This window comes from Phyllobacterium sp. 22229, from assembly GCF_052056495.1.
Lineage (GTDB): Bacteria > Pseudomonadota > Alphaproteobacteria > Rhizobiales > Rhizobiaceae > Phyllobacterium > Phyllobacterium myrsinacearum.
On record NZ_JBQEPA010000001.1, the window covers coordinates 274,678 to 289,782 of the forward strand.

16 protein-coding genes and 1 tRNA gene are annotated in these 15,105 nt (G+C 59.1%); 11 read left to right on the forward strand and 6 right to left on the reverse strand.

The features are described from left to right. Nucleotides 1–98: 98 nt before the first annotated feature. Nucleotides 99–1,463, reverse strand: coding sequence for a bifunctional UDP-N-acetylglucosamine diphosphorylase/glucosamine-1-phosphate N-acetyltransferase GlmU (gene glmU, locus ACTJJ7_RS01375; RefSeq protein WP_440964926.1), 1,365 nt, complete (start codon nt 1,461–1,463; stop codon nt 99–101). Between the two features lie 93 nt (nt 1,464–1,556). After that, the gene (locus ACTJJ7_RS01380; protein ID WP_105732738.1) at nt 1,557–2,303 is read right to left on the reverse strand and encodes a cytochrome c biogenesis CcdA family protein; all 747 of its coding nucleotides are present in this window, start codon (nt 2,301–2,303) and stop codon (nt 1,557–1,559) included. A gap of 291 nt (nt 2,304–2,594) precedes the next feature. Between ACTJJ7_RS01380 and ACTJJ7_RS01385 the strand changes: the two genes are divergently transcribed. The 5 genes from ACTJJ7_RS01385 (at nt 2,595) to ACTJJ7_RS01405 (ending at nt 7,038) form a co-directional block, all read left to right on the forward strand. Continuing rightward, a tRNA-Lys gene (locus ACTJJ7_RS01385) sits at nt 2,595–2,670 on the forward strand. A 146-nt stretch (nt 2,671–2,816) separates the two neighbouring features. Further along, nucleotides 2,817–3,287, forward strand: a complete 471-nt coding sequence (locus ACTJJ7_RS01390; protein WP_105732737.1) for a hypothetical protein — start codon at nt 2,817–2,819, stop codon at nt 3,285–3,287. Between the two features lie 120 nt (nt 3,288–3,407). Continuing rightward, on the forward strand, nt 3,408–3,869 hold the full coding sequence (locus tag ACTJJ7_RS01395) for an N-acetyltransferase family protein (protein WP_440964929.1): 462 nt from the start codon (nt 3,408–3,410) through the stop codon (nt 3,867–3,869). Between the two features lie 244 nt (nt 3,870–4,113). Next, nucleotides 4,114–4,605, forward strand: coding sequence for a histidine kinase (locus ACTJJ7_RS01400; RefSeq protein ID WP_440964931.1), 492 nt, complete (start codon nt 4,114–4,116; stop codon nt 4,603–4,605). Nucleotides 4,606–4,875: 270 nt separating this feature from the next. Continuing rightward, nucleotides 4,876–7,038 (forward strand): right-handed parallel beta-helix repeat-containing protein, encoded by a 2,163-nt coding sequence (locus tag ACTJJ7_RS01405; protein WP_440964933.1) that lies wholly within the window; start codon nt 4,876–4,878, stop codon nt 7,036–7,038. Between the two features lie 51 nt (nt 7,039–7,089). On the opposite strand, the gene ACTJJ7_RS01410 is transcribed toward ACTJJ7_RS01405, so the two are convergent. Further along, nucleotides 7,090–7,941 (reverse strand): LysR family transcriptional regulator, encoded by an 852-nt coding sequence (locus tag ACTJJ7_RS01410; protein ID WP_440964935.1) that lies wholly within the window; start codon nt 7,939–7,941, stop codon nt 7,090–7,092. A 90-nt stretch (nt 7,942–8,031) separates the two neighbouring features. On the opposite strand from ACTJJ7_RS01410, the gene ACTJJ7_RS01415 reads away from it, so the two are divergent. Then, a complete protein-coding gene (locus ACTJJ7_RS01415; protein WP_440964937.1) occupies nt 8,032–8,496 on the forward strand; it encodes a RidA family protein in 465 nt (154 codons plus the stop codon). A 26-nt stretch (nt 8,497–8,522) separates the two neighbouring features. After that, nucleotides 8,523–9,311: an SDR family oxidoreductase gene (locus ACTJJ7_RS01420; protein ID WP_440964939.1), complete on the forward strand. Its 789-nt coding sequence runs from the start codon at nt 8,523–8,525 to the stop codon at nt 9,309–9,311. A gap of 76 nt (nt 9,312–9,387) precedes the next feature. Here ACTJJ7_RS01420 and ACTJJ7_RS01425 read toward each other — a convergent pair whose 3' ends face one another. After that, a complete protein-coding gene (locus ACTJJ7_RS01425) occupies nt 9,388–10,869 on the reverse strand; it encodes an MFS transporter (protein WP_440964941.1) in 1,482 nt (493 codons plus the stop codon). Between the two features lie 119 nt (nt 10,870–10,988). Between ACTJJ7_RS01425 and ACTJJ7_RS01430 the strand changes: the two genes are divergently transcribed. Beyond that, nucleotides 10,989–11,528, forward strand: a complete 540-nt coding sequence (locus tag ACTJJ7_RS01430; RefSeq protein ID WP_105732730.1) for a TetR/AcrR family transcriptional regulator — start codon at nt 10,989–10,991, stop codon at nt 11,526–11,528. A 3-nt stretch (nt 11,529–11,531) separates the two neighbouring features. Here ACTJJ7_RS01430 and ACTJJ7_RS01435 read toward each other — a convergent pair whose 3' ends face one another. Both ACTJJ7_RS01435 and ACTJJ7_RS01440 read right to left on the reverse strand, forming a co-directional pair. After that, nucleotides 11,532–12,944 carry an ATP-binding protein gene (locus ACTJJ7_RS01435; RefSeq protein ID WP_440964943.1) on the reverse strand — a complete coding sequence of 471 codons (1,413 nt, stop codon included), beginning with the start codon at nt 12,942–12,944 and terminating at the stop codon, nt 11,532–11,534. Next, nucleotides 12,941–13,657, reverse strand: a complete 717-nt coding sequence (locus ACTJJ7_RS01440; protein ID WP_105732728.1) for a response regulator — start codon at nt 13,655–13,657, stop codon at nt 12,941–12,943. Before ACTJJ7_RS01440 ends, ACTJJ7_RS01435 begins: the two co-directional genes overlap by 4 nt. Before the next feature lie 248 nt (nt 13,658–13,905). Here ACTJJ7_RS01440 and ACTJJ7_RS01445 point away from each other — a divergent pair, with 248 nt between their 5' ends. The 3 genes from ACTJJ7_RS01445 to ACTJJ7_RS01455 all read left to right on the forward strand — a co-directional run bounded on the left by ACTJJ7_RS01445 (nt 13,906) and on the right by ACTJJ7_RS01455 (nt 15,066). Then, nucleotides 13,906–14,199, forward strand: a complete 294-nt coding sequence (locus tag ACTJJ7_RS01445; protein WP_110003303.1) for an FKBP-type peptidyl-prolyl cis-trans isomerase N-terminal domain-containing protein — start codon at nt 13,906–13,908, stop codon at nt 14,197–14,199. Nucleotides 14,200–14,241: 42 nt separating this feature from the next. Then, nucleotides 14,242–14,463 carry a hypothetical protein gene (locus ACTJJ7_RS01450; RefSeq protein WP_105732727.1) on the forward strand — a complete coding sequence of 74 codons (222 nt, stop codon included), beginning with the start codon at nt 14,242–14,244 and terminating at the stop codon, nt 14,461–14,463. A 348-nt stretch (nt 14,464–14,811) separates the two neighbouring features. After that, nucleotides 14,812–15,066, forward strand: coding sequence for a GlsB/YeaQ/YmgE family stress response membrane protein (locus tag ACTJJ7_RS01455; protein ID WP_105732726.1), 255 nt, complete (start codon nt 14,812–14,814; stop codon nt 15,064–15,066). Nucleotides 15,067–15,105 lie beyond the last annotated feature (39 nt).

A 15,105-nucleotide genomic window follows, 5' to 3' on the forward strand; every position in this document is an offset into this window, starting at 1 on the left:
CCGATGGCTCAGGGTCTCGATTTCAACCTGCCTCAGGCGAATATGTCCCGGCAGGAAGTCAAATTCCGTTTCAATGTCTGGCAAGAACTGCCAATGCGTTATTCCGCGGCCTTCTTGGCCTTTTTCTGCGCGGCATAGCCTGCGCGCAGCTGAACCGCCCGGCCTTCCTTGTTGACCTGATGCGCCCGGCCAAACGCCAGCGCGTCCGCCGGGACATTCTGCGTAATCACGCTGCCCGATGCGACGTAGGCATTGTCACCAACCGACACCGGCGCAACCAGCGACGTGTTGGAACCGATAAAAGCACCGGCGCCGATCTCCGTCAAAGCCTTGTTATAGCCATCGTAATTGCAGGTGATGGTTCCGGCACCGATATTGGCATCGGCGCCCACGGTGGCATCACCCAGATAGGTCAAATGGCTGACCTTGGCGCCAACACCGATCCTGGTGTTCTTGACCTCGACGAAATTTCCGACCTTGGCATTGGCGGCAAGATCGGCACCCGGACGCAGGCGCGCGAACGGGCCGACATTGGCACCCGGCCCCACCTTTGCCCGTTCCAGATGCGAAAAAGCGTGAATGACGGCGCCTGTTGCAACCGACACGCCCGGGCCGAAAACAATATGCGGTTCGAGCATCGCATCCGCCTCGATCAAGGTGTCATGCGCAAAAAACACGGTTTCCGGTGCCTGCATGCTGACACCGGCGAGCATCATCGCCCGCCGTTTGCGGTTCTGCCAGATGGCTTCGGCTTCCGCCAGTTCGACACGGGTGTTGATGCCGATGACATTGTCGACGGCGATATCGATGGCAATGACGGATTTTCCCAGCGCATTGCCGATTTCAACCACATCCGTCAGATAATATTCGCCCTTGGCATTGGCGTTGGTGACCTTGTCCAGCAGTTGCAGCGCACTGTCGCCGCGCAAGGCCATCAGGCCGCCATTGCAGAAACCGATCTTTTTCTCGTCGTCGCTGGCATCCTTGTCTTCGCGGATGGCGATCAGCTTGCTGTCTTTCTCGATCAGACGCCCGTAACCCGCCGGATTGTCCGGCCGGAAGCCCATGACAACGACATCGGCACCCCGGGCCAATTTGGCGCGTGCCCTATCCAGCGCGGCGGTTTCAATGAGCGGGGTGTCGCCGAAGACGACGAGGATATCGTCATAGCCGCGCGCGATCGCATCGCGGGCAGCCAGCACCGCGTGGGCGGTGCCGAGCCGTTCGGTCTGTTCGTGCACCGTGACATGGGAAACCACCGATTGCACCGCGTCGCGCACCGCATCGGCGCCGCGTCCGACAACCAGGGCGATATCGCTGCCCCCGGCGCTGTGAACGGCCTTCGCCACATGGGCAACGATAGGCAGACCGGCGATCGGATGAAGCACTTTCGGCAGCGCTGATTTCATGCGCGTGCCCTCACCGGCGGCAAGAATGACCGAGAGGCAGGTACGTGATGTCATTGTCAGAATTCCGGATCCGTTTTGGCTCGACACAGTTTTACGCCCGATCGTGGCATAATCCCGGTTGCCAATGCATGAACAAGTTCCGTTTCTTTAGCCGAGTTGGCCAAGGATGGGAAATGTTTCAAGCAGCCAGAAAGAGAATGTCTGCAATCCACCGGTCAGGAACAGCACGCCGGTGATGACCAGAAGGCCGCCCATCACCTTTTCCACCTTGCCGAGATGCATGCGGAAGCGCGTGAGGAACCGCATGAAGTAACCGGAAAACAGTGCGGCGATGATGAAGGGAATGCCAAGGCCAAGCGAATAGATCGCCAGCAGCAGCGCCCCGTCGGAAACCGTATCGCGGCCTCCCGCAAGGGCGAGGATCGGCCCGAGAACCGGCCCGATGCAGGGTGTCCAGCCAAAGGCAAAGGCCAGCCCCATGACATAGGCAGCCAGCGGATTTGCCGGCTTGCCTTTCGTCTGGAACCGCGCTTCACGCGACAAAAAGGCAAGGCGGAACACGCCGAGGAAATTCAGCCCCATCAGGATGATGACGACACCCGCGGCAATGGCGATCTCCTGCTGCCACATGCGCAGGAGTCCGCCGATCGTCGACGCGCCCGCCCCGAGAAGCACGAAAACAGTCGAAAAACCGAGAACGAAGCAGAATGACGACAGCAACAGCGCCTGCCGCACCGGCGACACACGGGCCGCGGGCTGATCGGAACGGAAATCCTCCACCGTCACGCCGGCCATGTAGCAGAGATAAGGCGGCACCAGCGGCAGCACACAGGGGGAGAGAAAGGACAGCGCACCGGCACCGGCAGCGGTCAGATAGGATACATCAAGCGCCATATGCGCTCCTTGTTTGGCATTTCAATTCGGATGGAAGGTGCCATAGGCCGAATCCCCGGCAAATTCCAATCACCTTTTCGACAGCTTGGCACACAGACGCGCCGCGATTGTTGCCAGCGGCAGTGCCAACCCCATGTAAAATGCCTCCGATGCCCGGAAAAACCGTGGACAGGGCAAAAACAGGGCTTAATCTTGCAAAAACAGTGCACAATAGCTGTTGACCAATGCCAATCCCATCCCTATGTTCCGCCGCAATTCCCCAGGGGCAGCGCAACCGCCTTCCCTGCCTGGGAGCGCGTAGCTCAGCCGGTAGAGCAACTGACTTTTAATCAGTAGGTCCGGGGTTCGAACCCCCGCGCGCTCACCACAAGCCCAAGCTTTTCAACTCCGTTGCAGTCGCACACCTCCGCAGCGTCCGATAGGGACAGGCGTGGGCCTATACCCGCCAGCCAGACCGCAGTAGGATTGGCCCGGAACCGTCACTCAGCGGTGCCTCGGGGACCAGAACAGAGAATGAACGGCACCATCAAGGACAAGAACAGAGCCCTGATCAGGCTCGTCTATGAAAAAACGCGCAGCGACGGACCGCAATCAACCGCGCCGCTGCTCGACAATGACTTCGTGGCCCGTATCGGGGACAGCGTGCCGTGGGGTGGCATCTACCAGGGACCGGATCATTATCTGGGCACCTGCGTACGCCAGTATTCGCTTTATCTTGAACCGACATCCGTCATTTATGAAACCCTGAATTGCCAGGATGACGAAGTGCACGCACTCGTACAGTTCAAGATGCATGACGGCGATGCGACGGTGCCGTTTCTCCACACCTGGACGATTCGCGGCGAAAAAGTCATACGCCTCAATTCGGTTTGCCTGCAGCCGGGCCTTCTGTCGGCCACGCCTCCCTCGATCCGCAAGAAGCGGCCAAAACGGCTGAAACTGTATGAGCGCCTGATGGGGATCAAGCGGCGGCAGAATGTATGAGAGCGACCGCTGGCCAGCGCAGCAAAAATATCTGAAATGGCCATTGTCGCCGGGGCATATCGTGTTTTAGCCTCCTTCCGCCTGCCGTACCCGGATTTCCCGCAGATTACAGGATGAACCATGACCAACGACCTTCTCGTTCGCCCCGTCACCCGTCAGGATTATGACCAGTGGCTTCCGCTTTGGGATGGCTACAATGCGTTTTACGGACGGTCCGGTGCGACAGCGCTGCCGGCTGAAATAACCCGTACGACCTGGGAACGGTTTTTCGACGCCTACGAGCCGGTCAATGCCCTCGTTGCCGAGAGCGGTGGAAAACTCCTGGGGCTGACACACTACATCTTCCACCGCAGCACCATTTCGGTTGCACCAAACTGCTATCTGCAGGACCTGTTTACGAACGAGGCGGCCCGGGGAAAGGGTGTCGGCCGGGCCTTGATCAACGGCGTCTACGAACGGGCTCAGCATGCCGGATCTCCGCGTGTTTACTGGCTCACCCACGAGACCAATCACACGGCGATGGAACTCTATAACAAAGTGGCAGACCATTCCGGCTTTGTCGTTTATCGAAAGATGTTCTGAATACGCCCGTCCGCCGCAAGTCGATCGGGCGACATCGGCGCAGCGTTTACCACAAACATAAATAAAAACTTCAAGTCTTGGTCAAAATAGCCAGGAAATGTCATTGCTATTGCGCAAACAAAAGCAATAAATAGCAGATATACTTCTGATACATTCAGAATATACAAAAATGAAAAGAAACACATAGAATTGGGGATGATCCGCAATTCGTGATGCTCGGTGTTGTAATCCAAGGGGAAATCTTATGAAGAAAATTGTGCTGGCGACCATGATCGCACTGGCGCCCGCCGCGGCGCCGGCTGCGACCCTCACCTTTCCAAGCGAGGCTCCGGTTGCGGCGATCACCATTCCGGACAGCTGGGGACCCAAGGAAACCGACAGCGGCATCGACGCCACATCCGATGATTCGGCCATTTATCTCTCCGTCGATGTGGCCGATGCCAAAACATCCGACAAGGTGATCAGTGACGCCATCGATTTCCTGACGGAAAACGGTGTGAAGATCGATGATTCCACCAAGAAGGAATCAACCGACCACGTCAATGGAATGGACATGACCAATATGGACTGGACCGGTACGGACAAGGAAGGTGCTGTGAATATCGGACTGTCCTTTGCCGCTCCGACACCGGACAAGCTTCTTGTCATCACCTATTGGGGTTCCAAGGGAACACAGGAAAAACACGGGCCTGAGCTGCTCGCAATCATCGGCTCGCTCAAGGCGGCCGCCAAATAACACTATTCGAAGATGGGCAGCGCCGGGGTGCTGCCCATCCCCATCTCCACCAGCCGCGCTGCAATGGAAGCCTGCCTGCCGATATGCGATCGCGGGATAGAAAATGCAATTTCGCATTTAATTCCAGATAGAAAAGCAATTATATTAATGCGCTTTCTTACGAGTTCCATTTCATACGAGGTGAACTTTTGTTTCCCAAAATGATTACTTGACTCAAATACTCATGTATCATAGCACCGGTTCCGTCGAATAGAACTCCACGGGACGACCATGAGAATCATACAGAGTTTTGCGGCGGCGCTGCTTGTCAGTGCCGCGATGCCTTCCCTTGTCTTGGCACAGGGCGCCGGGCCGATCATCGAGCTGGGCGGCGATATCGCATCGGGCGAAGGTTCGGGCACTGCCGGACTGTTCCTGCCATTTCTGCTGCAGAACGGCGACGGCCTGTTTGTCGAAGGCCGGGGAACCTTTGCCAGCGGTTCGGTCCGTCAGGGATCACTCGGCGCCGGTTACCGCCATCGCAACAGTGACGGATCGATCATCGGCGCCTACGGCTATTTTGACAGGCTGCACAGCGACCACGGCAACAGCTTCGGTCAGGTCTCCTTCGGCACTGAATTCATCGGTTCGGTGTTTGAAGCCAGAAGCAATGTCTATCTGCCGGTCACCGGGTCCAAAACACTGAGTGAATTCAACCGGGCCTATCTGAGCGGCGATGCGCTGGTGTTTCAGGCCGGCAAGGAACGGGCGCGCAAGGGCGTGGATGCGGAAGCAGGCATTCGCCTTCCGGTGTTTCCGCAGGATGCAACCAGCCAGCTCAAACTTTTTGGCGGCGGCTACTGGTACGAAGGCACCGGTATGGCCGATACTTTCGGCGGCAAAGCCCGTGCCGAACTGACATTTGCCGGTTTGCCCGGCGTGGGTTCCGGCACCACCCTCGCCCTCGGCGCTTCGGCCTCCTACGACAATGAAGACAGGCTTGAATTCGGCGTCAGTGCCCGTCTGCGTGTCGCGCTGGGCGGTACATCGTCCGGCCAAAGCAGCGTCGACCCGATGTATCAGCGCGTCGAGCGGGCGGATTTCATTCGCACCCATGCTGGAACAACCGGTGATAGGGAGGCGGTTGAGTTTGCCTCGTCCGGCGAGGCAATCGGCAAGGTCGTCGGCATTTCATCGGCCAGCGGCACGGCTGCGGCAATCAACAGCGCGCTTGCGGCAGCAGGAAAACACGCCCTCGTCCTGGCCAGCGGCGATATCGCGCTGGACAACACGCTCACCCTCGGCAGCCAGCAGCATCTGTTCGGCGGCGGCAGTGTCATCGGCGTGCGCGGCGTCGATAGCGGCGGCACGGCATTGTTCCGCCACGATGGCGCTGCCGCGACTTTGACCGGCTCCAATCCCGGCCGGGATGTCATCACGATGGCTTCAGGCAGTGAAGTGGCCAACCTGTCGATCCGCGGCGGTTTCGCCGGTATTGCAAGCCATGGGGCGGCAGACCTGTGGATTCACAATGTCGATATCGCCAAGGCGGCCAATGACGGCATCCGGCTGGAAGACGTTGCGGGCGCGACCATCCAGAACGCCAGCATCCACGATCTCTTCATCTGCAACAACAACACGGATTGTGAGTTCTCGGTCTACAGTCCGAACCGCGCGCCTTATGCGGCGATCAGTGCGCTCGGAACCCGCAATCTGACGGTACGCGATACCACGATCAGCGATGTCACCTATGGCGTCTTTGCGGGCAGCCGCATCAACGACAAGACCTGGCCGGCAGAACTGGTGAGTCCGGCCACAAACATTGTCCTCGATAATGTCAGCATCAGCAATTCGCGGCGCGAAGGCGTTCTGCTCGTGGCGGCAAAAGACATTGGGATGAACAAGGTCACCGTCGACAATTCGAAACAAGGTCTGGATATGGATCTGGTGGTGCTGCAAGGCACATCGAACGTGTCCGTTGCCGATATGACGCTCAAGGGCGGGGTCAATGGGCTCATGCTGGTTTCCGCAAGCACGCTGCCAACCAAAACCACCAATGTGAACGTTTCAGGCCTTGTGATCGATGCGCCGCGCAACGCCGGCATCTTCCTCAATCCGGTCTCGGATATTCACTTCAAGGATGTGACAATCAGCAATGCGGGAAGCTACGGCATTTTCAGCTATGGCAGTGATTTCGAGTTTCTCGGAGGATCGGTCAAGGATATCACGCTGAACAATGTGACAATCGACCGGGCGGCGAAAGCCGGTCTCCATTTCATGGGGCCATCGGTCAATCTCGACGGCAATGTCGGCGTCACCAACACACCGCGCAACTGTCTTGTGTCCAGTTTCGGCAGTTACATCAATGGCTCGCTGACCCAGGAAGGGAACTCCGTGCTCCGGTTGAACGGAACGGCTCTGAACGGCGCGAACTTTGTTTCCACGTGCAAGTAGGCTGACAATGCCCTTCGCCAGTCCGGCGTCAGGATCGCCGGACAACGAACGTCAGGACACGAGTTTTTCGCGCAGAAACGTGCCAAGCTCCCGCACAATGTTGGAAGGGTCCCTGGCGACAAACAGACCGAAATCCGCGCTTGGCGCCTGCGGCAGGCTGCGGCCGCCATCAATGGTTTCGCAGTCGGACGGCAGGCTTTCCGGCAGCATCAGGCTGTAGCCGAGCCCGGCACGCAAGGCGCCGATCAGGGCACCGTAACTGGAGACCCGGCAAGCGACGCACCATGCGACCCCGGCGCTGGCAAACGCCAGGGTTGTCTTGTCCTGCCAGGTGCAGGAGCCTTCGAAGACGATGAGCGGGATCGGATCACCCTCGCCCACATCGATCAAACGGCTGCCGCTCCAGACGAGTTGCCGTGACCAGTGAAAGAATGGCGCAAAGGTGAACCGCGATGGGTCGGCAATGACGATATCCAGCGTCCCGGCCTGGAGATCATGGCTGAGTTCGCCGCTGTGTGCCGTGACCAGATCAAGCTCCACCTGCGGAAATCGCTTGCGAAACTCGGCGAGCAGAATAGGCAGCCGCGTCACCACGAGGTCTTCAATCAGCCCGAGCCTCACCCGCCCGACCAGCTTGCGCCCCTCGATCTGCTGGCGCGCATCTTCGCCAAGCGCGATCAGCTTGCGGGCATAGGCCACGAGAATCTCACCTGAATCGGTCAGCGAAACGCCGCGTGATGAACGCTTGAGAAGCTGCGTGCCAAGATCCGCCTCCAGCCGCTTGAGCTGCATGCTGACCGCCGCCTGCGTGCGCGCCAGTTTCTCCGCCGCACCGCTGACAGTGCCCGTTTCGGCAACCACGAGCAGCGCCCGCAACAGGTGCGGATCGAGATTCATATCCATCAAGAATCCTTATATTGATATAAGCAATATCAAGATACATTATCACGAACTTTCGTGGCAAGGAATGCTCCCCAGCAAAAGGAGATTGCCTTGACGAGTTTCCGCGACCGTTTTGAACAGACCGGCCTGACCTGGCCGGATATCGCGCCAGCCAACTTTCCGTTCGCACCGGCCGTCCGCATCGGCAATATCGTCTATATCTCCGGTCAGATACCCGAAGCGGGAGATGACATTGCCTACACGGGCAAAGTCGGCGAAACGATCAGTCTGGACGAGGCAAAGCAGGCGGCCGCCATCTGCGCTGCCAACATTCTGTTCTGGCTGAGCCGGGAATTGGATGGCGATTTGAGCCGGGTTGTCCAGGTGGCTAAGATCACGGTTTACGTGAATGCCATCGCCGGCTTCAGTGACTATTCAACCGTTGGCAACGGTGCATCCGAACTTTTGCTCGAGATACTCGGAGACAAGGGCAGACATGCCCGCGCGGCGGTCGGCATGGCGGGCCTGCCCCTGAATGTACCCGTTGAAGTCGATGCCATCATTCATGTCCGCTAACCCATTGAAAAAGTGAGAACTCTACCATGAACCTTGGACTGGAAGGCAAACGGGCGCTTGTGCTCGGCGGCAATAAGGGGCTTGGCCGCGGCGTTGCCGGCGCTCTCGCTGAAAACGGCGCGGTTGTCGCCATTGCCGGACGGGACGAAGCGGCGTTGAACGCCACGGCAGGCGCGCTGCGCGTGCATTCGCCCCGCTCGTTTGCTCTCAATGCCGACCTTGCCGATCCCGTGGCTTTGGCCGCCATGCTCGATCGCGTTGACGGGGCGATGGGCGGCATCGACATCCTGCTGCTGAATGGCGGCGGGCCGCCGCCATTTCCGGCGGCATCGCTGAACATCGTCCAATGGCGCACCCAGTTCGAGACCATGTTCCTGTCCGGCGTGCGCATCGCCGCGCATTTCCTGCCGGGCATGCGCGAACGGCATTGGGGCCGCATCCTCGTGGTATCGTCCACGAGTGTCCGGGAGCCGATTGCCGGCCTGACCGCATCCAATGCATTGCGCGCCGCCGTTGCGGGTTGGGCGAAGAGCCTTGCCGGCGAAGTGGCTGCCGATGGCGTGACGGTCAATCTGCTGCTCGCCGGACGCCTTGCCACGGCACGCACGGACGCGTTGGATCGCATGGACGCCGAAGCACGGGGTGTTGACGTCGCCGTCATTGCCGCAGAGAGCCAGGCGGACGTGCCTGTCGGCCGCTATGGAACAGCGGATGAATTCGGCGCCGTGGCTGCGTTTCTCGCCAGTGAACGCGCCTCCTATGTCACCGGAGCAGCAATAACGGTGGACGGCGGCTTGTCGCACGCGATCATTTGAACAAGGCGTTCATGCGGCATGGAGGCAATCCGGCCGCGTTGGCCGGATTGCCTGTTTCTGGCGTCAGCGCGGCAGATCAGGCTTTGCCTACCCGTGTCGCCAGCTTGATTGCCATTGCCGTAAGGATCAGCGTGGCGGAAGCCACAAGAATGACCGACGTGAACGCGCTCTCGAAAGCATCCCGGGCAAAACCGGTCAAAGCCGATGCAGCATCCGGTGCAAGCCCCTTGGCATAGATCAACGCCTCATCGAGGCTGTCATAAACCATCACCGGGGCATTCATGCTGTCAGGCAGCGTCAGGCTGATGCTGTAGATCGTCGACATGAGACTGCCGAGCAAGGCGACACCCATGGCGCCGCCAAGTTCGTAGGACACCTCTTCAATCGACGCCACCGTACCGGCGCTTTCTTCCGGCGTGTTGAGCATAATGGCGCTCGATGCGGCTGTCATGGCCGCGCCAAAGCCAAAGCCGAGAACGGCAAGGCTTGCGATCTGCACAAGCGGCCTTGCTTCATGGACATAGAGCAGGCTGGCAACGCCAAGCCCCGCCGCCGTCAGACTGGCCCACATGATGGGTTCCGAGCCAAGGCGCGGCAGCGCCAGTCCCGCCAGCGGACCCGCCGCAAAGGCAGCGAGCGGCACCGGCAGAATCAAAAGCCCCGCTTCCAGTGGCGACAGCCCCATGACCAGCTGAAAACGCTGGCTCAGCACCAGTTCCATGCCCACAAGCGTGAGAGAGGCGATGAAGGCGGTCGCGACACCCGACGAGAATCTCCGGTTTCTGAACAGCCTGAAATCGATCATCGGTTGCGCCGAGCGTCCCTGCCGCCGGACAAACAGCCACAGAAAGACGACGCCGATCATCGCGGTCATGAGTGCCGCCGCATAGGCTGGCGTTTGCTTGCCGAATTCCTTGATCGCGTAGGTCACGCCGACGAGCCCGATCATGATCTGTACGGAGGCAACGAGATCCCAGGGACGCGTCGTGTCACCCGCGCGGTTGGGAATGACCCACAGCGTGAACACCAGCGCCACCACGACGATGGGAACATTGATGAGGAACACCGAGCCCCACCAGAAATATTCGAGCAGAACGCCGCCCAGCACGGGCCCGACGGCTGCGCCGCCCGATGCAATCGCCGCCCAGATGCCAATGGCAAAGGCGCGCTCCCGCTCGTCGGCAAAGGTTTGCCGGACGATGGAAAGCGTGGCCGGCATCATCATGGCCGCACCGACGGCCAGCAAGGCGCGCGAAGCGATGAGCACCCCGCTGGTCGGAGAGAAAGCGGCTGCCAGCGAGGCCAGGCCGAACACGAGGAGACCGCCGGCAAACAATTTCTTGTTTCCGATCCGGTCGCCAAGCGCGCCGGCACCGGGCAGAAGGCCGGCGACAACCAGAGGATAGGCGTTGACGATCCACAGCTTGGCCGAGGCCGAAGCGTAGAGATCATGGGTCAGACGCGGCAAAGCCGTGTAGAGAACTGTCATGTCAATGACGACGAGGAACAGGGCGCTGGAGACGATCGCTAGGACCAGCCAGCGGTTTTGCGGTAGCATTTTTTCACCATTGGAGCATTCATCGCTCCCGTTATATGTGCGGTCATGCATTGATTGAGCATCGCTGCATCGCGCACTATATAAATACGTTCGTATTGAAATGGAAGAGGAAGACTGTTTTGGGCCGGAAACGCACGATTGATCGAGGCAAGGTACTCGATGCGGCAGAAGCCGTAGTGAGCAAGGTGGGCGCTGCGGCGCTCACCATCGACGCGGTTGCGAAAGCGGCGGGCATCACCAAGGGCGGTGTGCAATATTGCTTCGGCACCAAGGGCGCCCTTATCGATGCGATGCTGGAACGCTGGGGTGAAGCCTATGATGCGGAAGTCGTGCAGTTGACCCAGGGAACCCCGGTTTCGCCGATCCGCGCCCATTTGGAGGCGACGCGCAAAGGCGACGAAAGCTCCAACGCCAAGGCGGCAAGCCTGATGTCGTCCCTGATCCAGACGCCGGAGCACCTTGCCAGCACCCGCGCCTGGTACAAGACTAGAATGGCGGATTTCGACCTGTCCACCGAAGCGGGCCGCCGCGCGCGCATCGCCTTCATTGCCACGGAAGGCGTTTTCATGCTGCGCTTCTTCGGCTTCATGGAGATCGGCGAACAGGACTGGAACGCTGTCTTTGACGATATCCAGTCCTTTGTACTGACCGAAGAATAGGCGTCAGGATGCCAGAGGAATTGTCAGCTCCGCCCGCAATCCGCCCTCCGGATCGTTTTCAAGCTTGATATCGCCGCCGCTGCGCCGGGCAATGTTGCGGGCAATGGTCAGGCCAAGACCAAACCCGCCGGTTTGCCGGTTGCGCGACCCCTCCACCCGCCGGAATGGCTGAAACACCTCGTCCAGCTTGGCCTGCGGGATGCCGGGGCCATGATCCTTGATGACAAGGACAATGTCGTTGCCAGCCAGATTCAGACTGACATCGGCCCGTTCGCCATAGGCCACCGCATTGTCGATCAGATTGGTGACACACCGGCGCAAGGCAATCGGCCGGCCGGTGCAGATCAGCTTGCGCGAGCCGATGCCCTTCTTCTCAAACGTCACCTGCGGATAATTATCGACGATCGAGTCGACCAGAGACCAGAAATCGATCTTCTCCTGCTCCTCATCGACCACCTCATAGGTGGCGAAATCAATGACCGAGCGGGAAATTGCTTCGATATCGTTGAGATCCTGCATCAGCGACTGGCGCAATTGGGATTTTCGCAGCAATTCGAGACGCAGGCGGATGCGGGTCAATGGCGTGCGCAGGTCATGGGCGAGCGCCGCCGCCAACTGTTCACGGTCGGCAACGTATTCGCGCAGTTGCGCCTGCATGGCATTGACCGCCCGCGCCGCCGATCTGTACTCGGTGCTGCCGAATTCCGGCAGCGGCGGAATTTTGACATCCTCGCCGATGCGTTTGACCGCGTTTTCCAGCGCGCGGTACGGCGCAGTCAGGCGGCGCATGGCCCAGATCGACAGGATGATGACGATGGCCGCAACAGCGCCGAACAATGGCAGCGTCTGCACGGTGAGGATCGGATCGATGGGCGATACCGGCGTTACGAAATTCAGCCATTGGCCATCGCTGAATTCAATGGAGGCGACCAGGCCGCCGCTCTTGCTGAAATCCTGCGCGAGCGCCGACAGCTGCTTTTCGACAATGCCGACATCCGCACCGGGCGTGCTGGAATCCGTATCGGTTTCGCGTGTGACGTTGGGCGATTCGCGGCGCACCCGCGCATCCGTTACGCCGAAGGCCGAAAACCGTGCGACAAGAACGTCCTCGAGCTCTGCCAGGTTGTCATCGGATGCAATGGCCGATGTCACAGCCGGCTCATCGGCCATATAGAGCGGGCTGGATGCGTTCGTCATCGCACCGGCAAGCCGGGTGCGCTCCGGCGGCGGCGCGGCGTAGAGCAGCTTGACCAGCGTATAGGCACGTTCGCTCAGGCGAAACAGTTCAAGGATGTTGTTGCCTTCATTGCGGTCACGCGAAACGATGGACAGCGTCGCGATCTGCGTGGTGATCAGTCCCGCAATCAGGATCAGCAGGATCCAGCTTGGCAGGGACTGGGGCAGAAACCGCTTCATTCGGCCACGACTTCCGGCACAAACTGATAACCGCCGCCGCGAATGGTCAGGATCAGTTTCGGCGAGCGCGGATCGTCTTCCATCTTGCGCCGCAGACGGCTGATCAGAATATCGATGCTGCGATCATATCCGTAAGCGACATTGCTTCCGGCAAGTTCCAGCAGCTGGTCGCGGCTGAGCATGCGCTGGGCGCTCTTGACCAGCGTTTCCAGCAGGTTGAACTCACCGCTGGTCAGTTCCACCCGCACATTGTCGGGCGACACCAGCCTGCGGCGCGAGCAATCCATCGTCCATCCGGCAAACTTGTAGACCTGCGGCTCGATCCGCCTGTCCGGACCCGGTCCATCCAGGCGGCGCAGAACCGCCCTCACCCGTGCCAGCAGTTCGCGCGGATCAAACGGCTTCGATACATAGTCGTCCGCGCCCATCTCAAGACCGACAACGCGGTCCGTGGTTTCCGTGATCGCCGTCAGCATGATGATCGGCACGCGCGAATGCATGCGGATATCCCTGCAGATCTCCATGCCGCTCTTGCCCGGCAGCATCACGTCGAGAATGAGCAGGTCGACGGGCGTGCGCGAAAAGATGGCCTGCATCTCTTCACTGTCCCTGGCGACGGAAACGCGCATGCCGCGCTTCTTCAGAAACTCATGCAGCAGATCGCGAATGGCATCGTCATCATCGACAATCAGGATATGCGGCTCAGATTTCATGCGACTCTTTCAACGTGACAGGCCCATCTTTGATTATCCGGCAACAAGATAAAGGCCGAAATCCGCATTGACCAGCCGCTCTCCATCACTTCCCGGCGATTTAACGCCGCTTCCCGTTTTCAGAAACAATCCAGAAACAAAACACTACAGAGCGGAAAAACCCGCGCAATAGTCATGCCCGATAACAGGCACACCGGACCTGTTCGCAATCACTGAACAGGACAACACTTGGAACGCCAAAGGGTTTTATGCGCAACGTCCTGACCATATCGACACTCGTTCTGACCGGCGCGCTCTATGCCGCTGCCCCGGTCGACCTGTCGATGGCTGACGAAACGCTGACCCGGTCCGAGCTTTGCAGCAAACTCCAGCAGCAAACTCAACAAGCCATCACCGAACACGCCGAGGCAAAACGGGCAGCCAAGGCGAGAGCACTTCAACGCAAGGCAACAAGGTTCTGTGCAAGCAACAAGCAGGCACAGGGCATCAGAACGTTCGCGCAAGCGTTGAAACTGCTCGGTGTGCAGCCGATTGATGACTGATCGGCTGTGTCCCATGAGCCCCTATCAAAAGGAAACTGACCTATGAAAAAGTCCCTCTACACAGCTCTCGGCCTTGCTATTGCTCTCGCTGTTTCGGCTCCAGTTCTGACAGCTTCCAGCGCCAACGCCGCTACTGCTGCTGCACCGGCAGCCGCAACGGCAACTGCTGCCAAGCACACTGCAAAGAAGCACGTTGTTAAGAAGACCCATAAGCACAAGGCACACAAGAAGGCCGTTGCCAAGAAAGCCGCTGCCAAGAAGTAATCTTCCTGTCGCGCAATTCTTCAATTGCCTGCAACTATGCCGGTCATGGGAAACCATAGCCGGCATAGCTTTTTTGGCGCCTAGCCAGCTTTTTTCCTCCCATTTGGGCAGGCCCTGGAAGATCCAATGATTTCCGCGTGATCGTGCGCTTTTTGCCGGTCAGATGGCATCTATGCACCATATATTGCGGTATCAAACTGCCGTCCCTACAAGTTTAATTATCCAAAACACATTTCCCATCGTAAAATCCTTGTGATGATTCTACGGCCGATCCCGGATCGCCCATGAAGAGCGGCATCCACGGTCTGCAGGACCATCGTAACGCAACCGGCATGTGGAGAGACGACTATGGGTGGAGAATCACTTCTTATTTTCCTGTTGGTGGGACTGATCGCCGGGTGGCTGGCGAGTCAGCTCGTCAGTGGCGGCGGCTTTGGTCTCATCGGCGATCTGATCATCGGCGTCATCGGCGCATTCATAGCGGGATATCTCCTGCCGCGTCTGGGCATATCGCTGGGTGCCGGAATTCTGGGCGCCGTTATTTCGGCGACAATCGGCGCCGTTATCCTCCTCATCATCCTTCGCGCCGTTAAGCGAGCCTGACGAACCAGGGTATTGAAACGGCAAAGCCTCCGAACCGGC

Coding starts and splice junctions, on each gene's coding strand:
- ACTJJ7_RS01380 (WP_105732738.1), bottom strand. CDS start 2,303: ATGGCGCTTGATGTATCCTATCTGACCGCTGCCGGTGCCGGTGCGCTG.
- ACTJJ7_RS01455 (WP_105732726.1), top strand. CDS start 14,812: ATGGGTGGAGAATCACTTCTTATTTTCCTGTTGGTGGGACTGATCGCC.
- glmU (WP_440964926.1), bottom strand. CDS start 1,463: ATGACATCACGTACCTGCCTCTCGGTCATTCTTGCCGCCGGTGAGGGC.
- ACTJJ7_RS01440 (WP_105732728.1), bottom strand. CDS start 13,657: ATGAAATCTGAGCCGCATATCCTGATTGTCGATGATGACGATGCCATT.
- ACTJJ7_RS01435 (WP_440964943.1), bottom strand. CDS start 12,944: ATGAAGCGGTTTCTGCCCCAGTCCCTGCCAAGCTGGATCCTGCTGATC.
- ACTJJ7_RS01420 (WP_440964939.1), top strand. CDS start 8,523: ATGAACCTTGGACTGGAAGGCAAACGGGCGCTTGTGCTCGGCGGCAAT.
- ACTJJ7_RS01405 (WP_440964933.1), top strand. CDS start 4,876: ATGAGAATCATACAGAGTTTTGCGGCGGCGCTGCTTGTCAGTGCCGCG.
- ACTJJ7_RS01390 (WP_105732737.1), top strand. CDS start 2,817: ATGAACGGCACCATCAAGGACAAGAACAGAGCCCTGATCAGGCTCGTC.
- ACTJJ7_RS01395 (WP_440964929.1), top strand. CDS start 3,408: ATGACCAACGACCTTCTCGTTCGCCCCGTCACCCGTCAGGATTATGAC.
- ACTJJ7_RS01410 (WP_440964935.1), bottom strand. CDS start 7,941: ATGGATATGAATCTCGATCCGCACCTGTTGCGGGCGCTGCTCGTGGTT.
- ACTJJ7_RS01450 (WP_105732727.1), top strand. CDS start 14,242: ATGAAAAAGTCCCTCTACACAGCTCTCGGCCTTGCTATTGCTCTCGCT.
- ACTJJ7_RS01425 (WP_440964941.1), bottom strand. CDS start 10,869: ATGCTACCGCAAAACCGCTGGCTGGTCCTAGCGATCGTCTCCAGCGCC.
- ACTJJ7_RS01400 (WP_440964931.1), top strand. CDS start 4,114: ATGAAGAAAATTGTGCTGGCGACCATGATCGCACTGGCGCCCGCCGCG.
- ACTJJ7_RS01445 (WP_110003303.1), top strand. CDS start 13,906: ATGCGCAACGTCCTGACCATATCGACACTCGTTCTGACCGGCGCGCTC.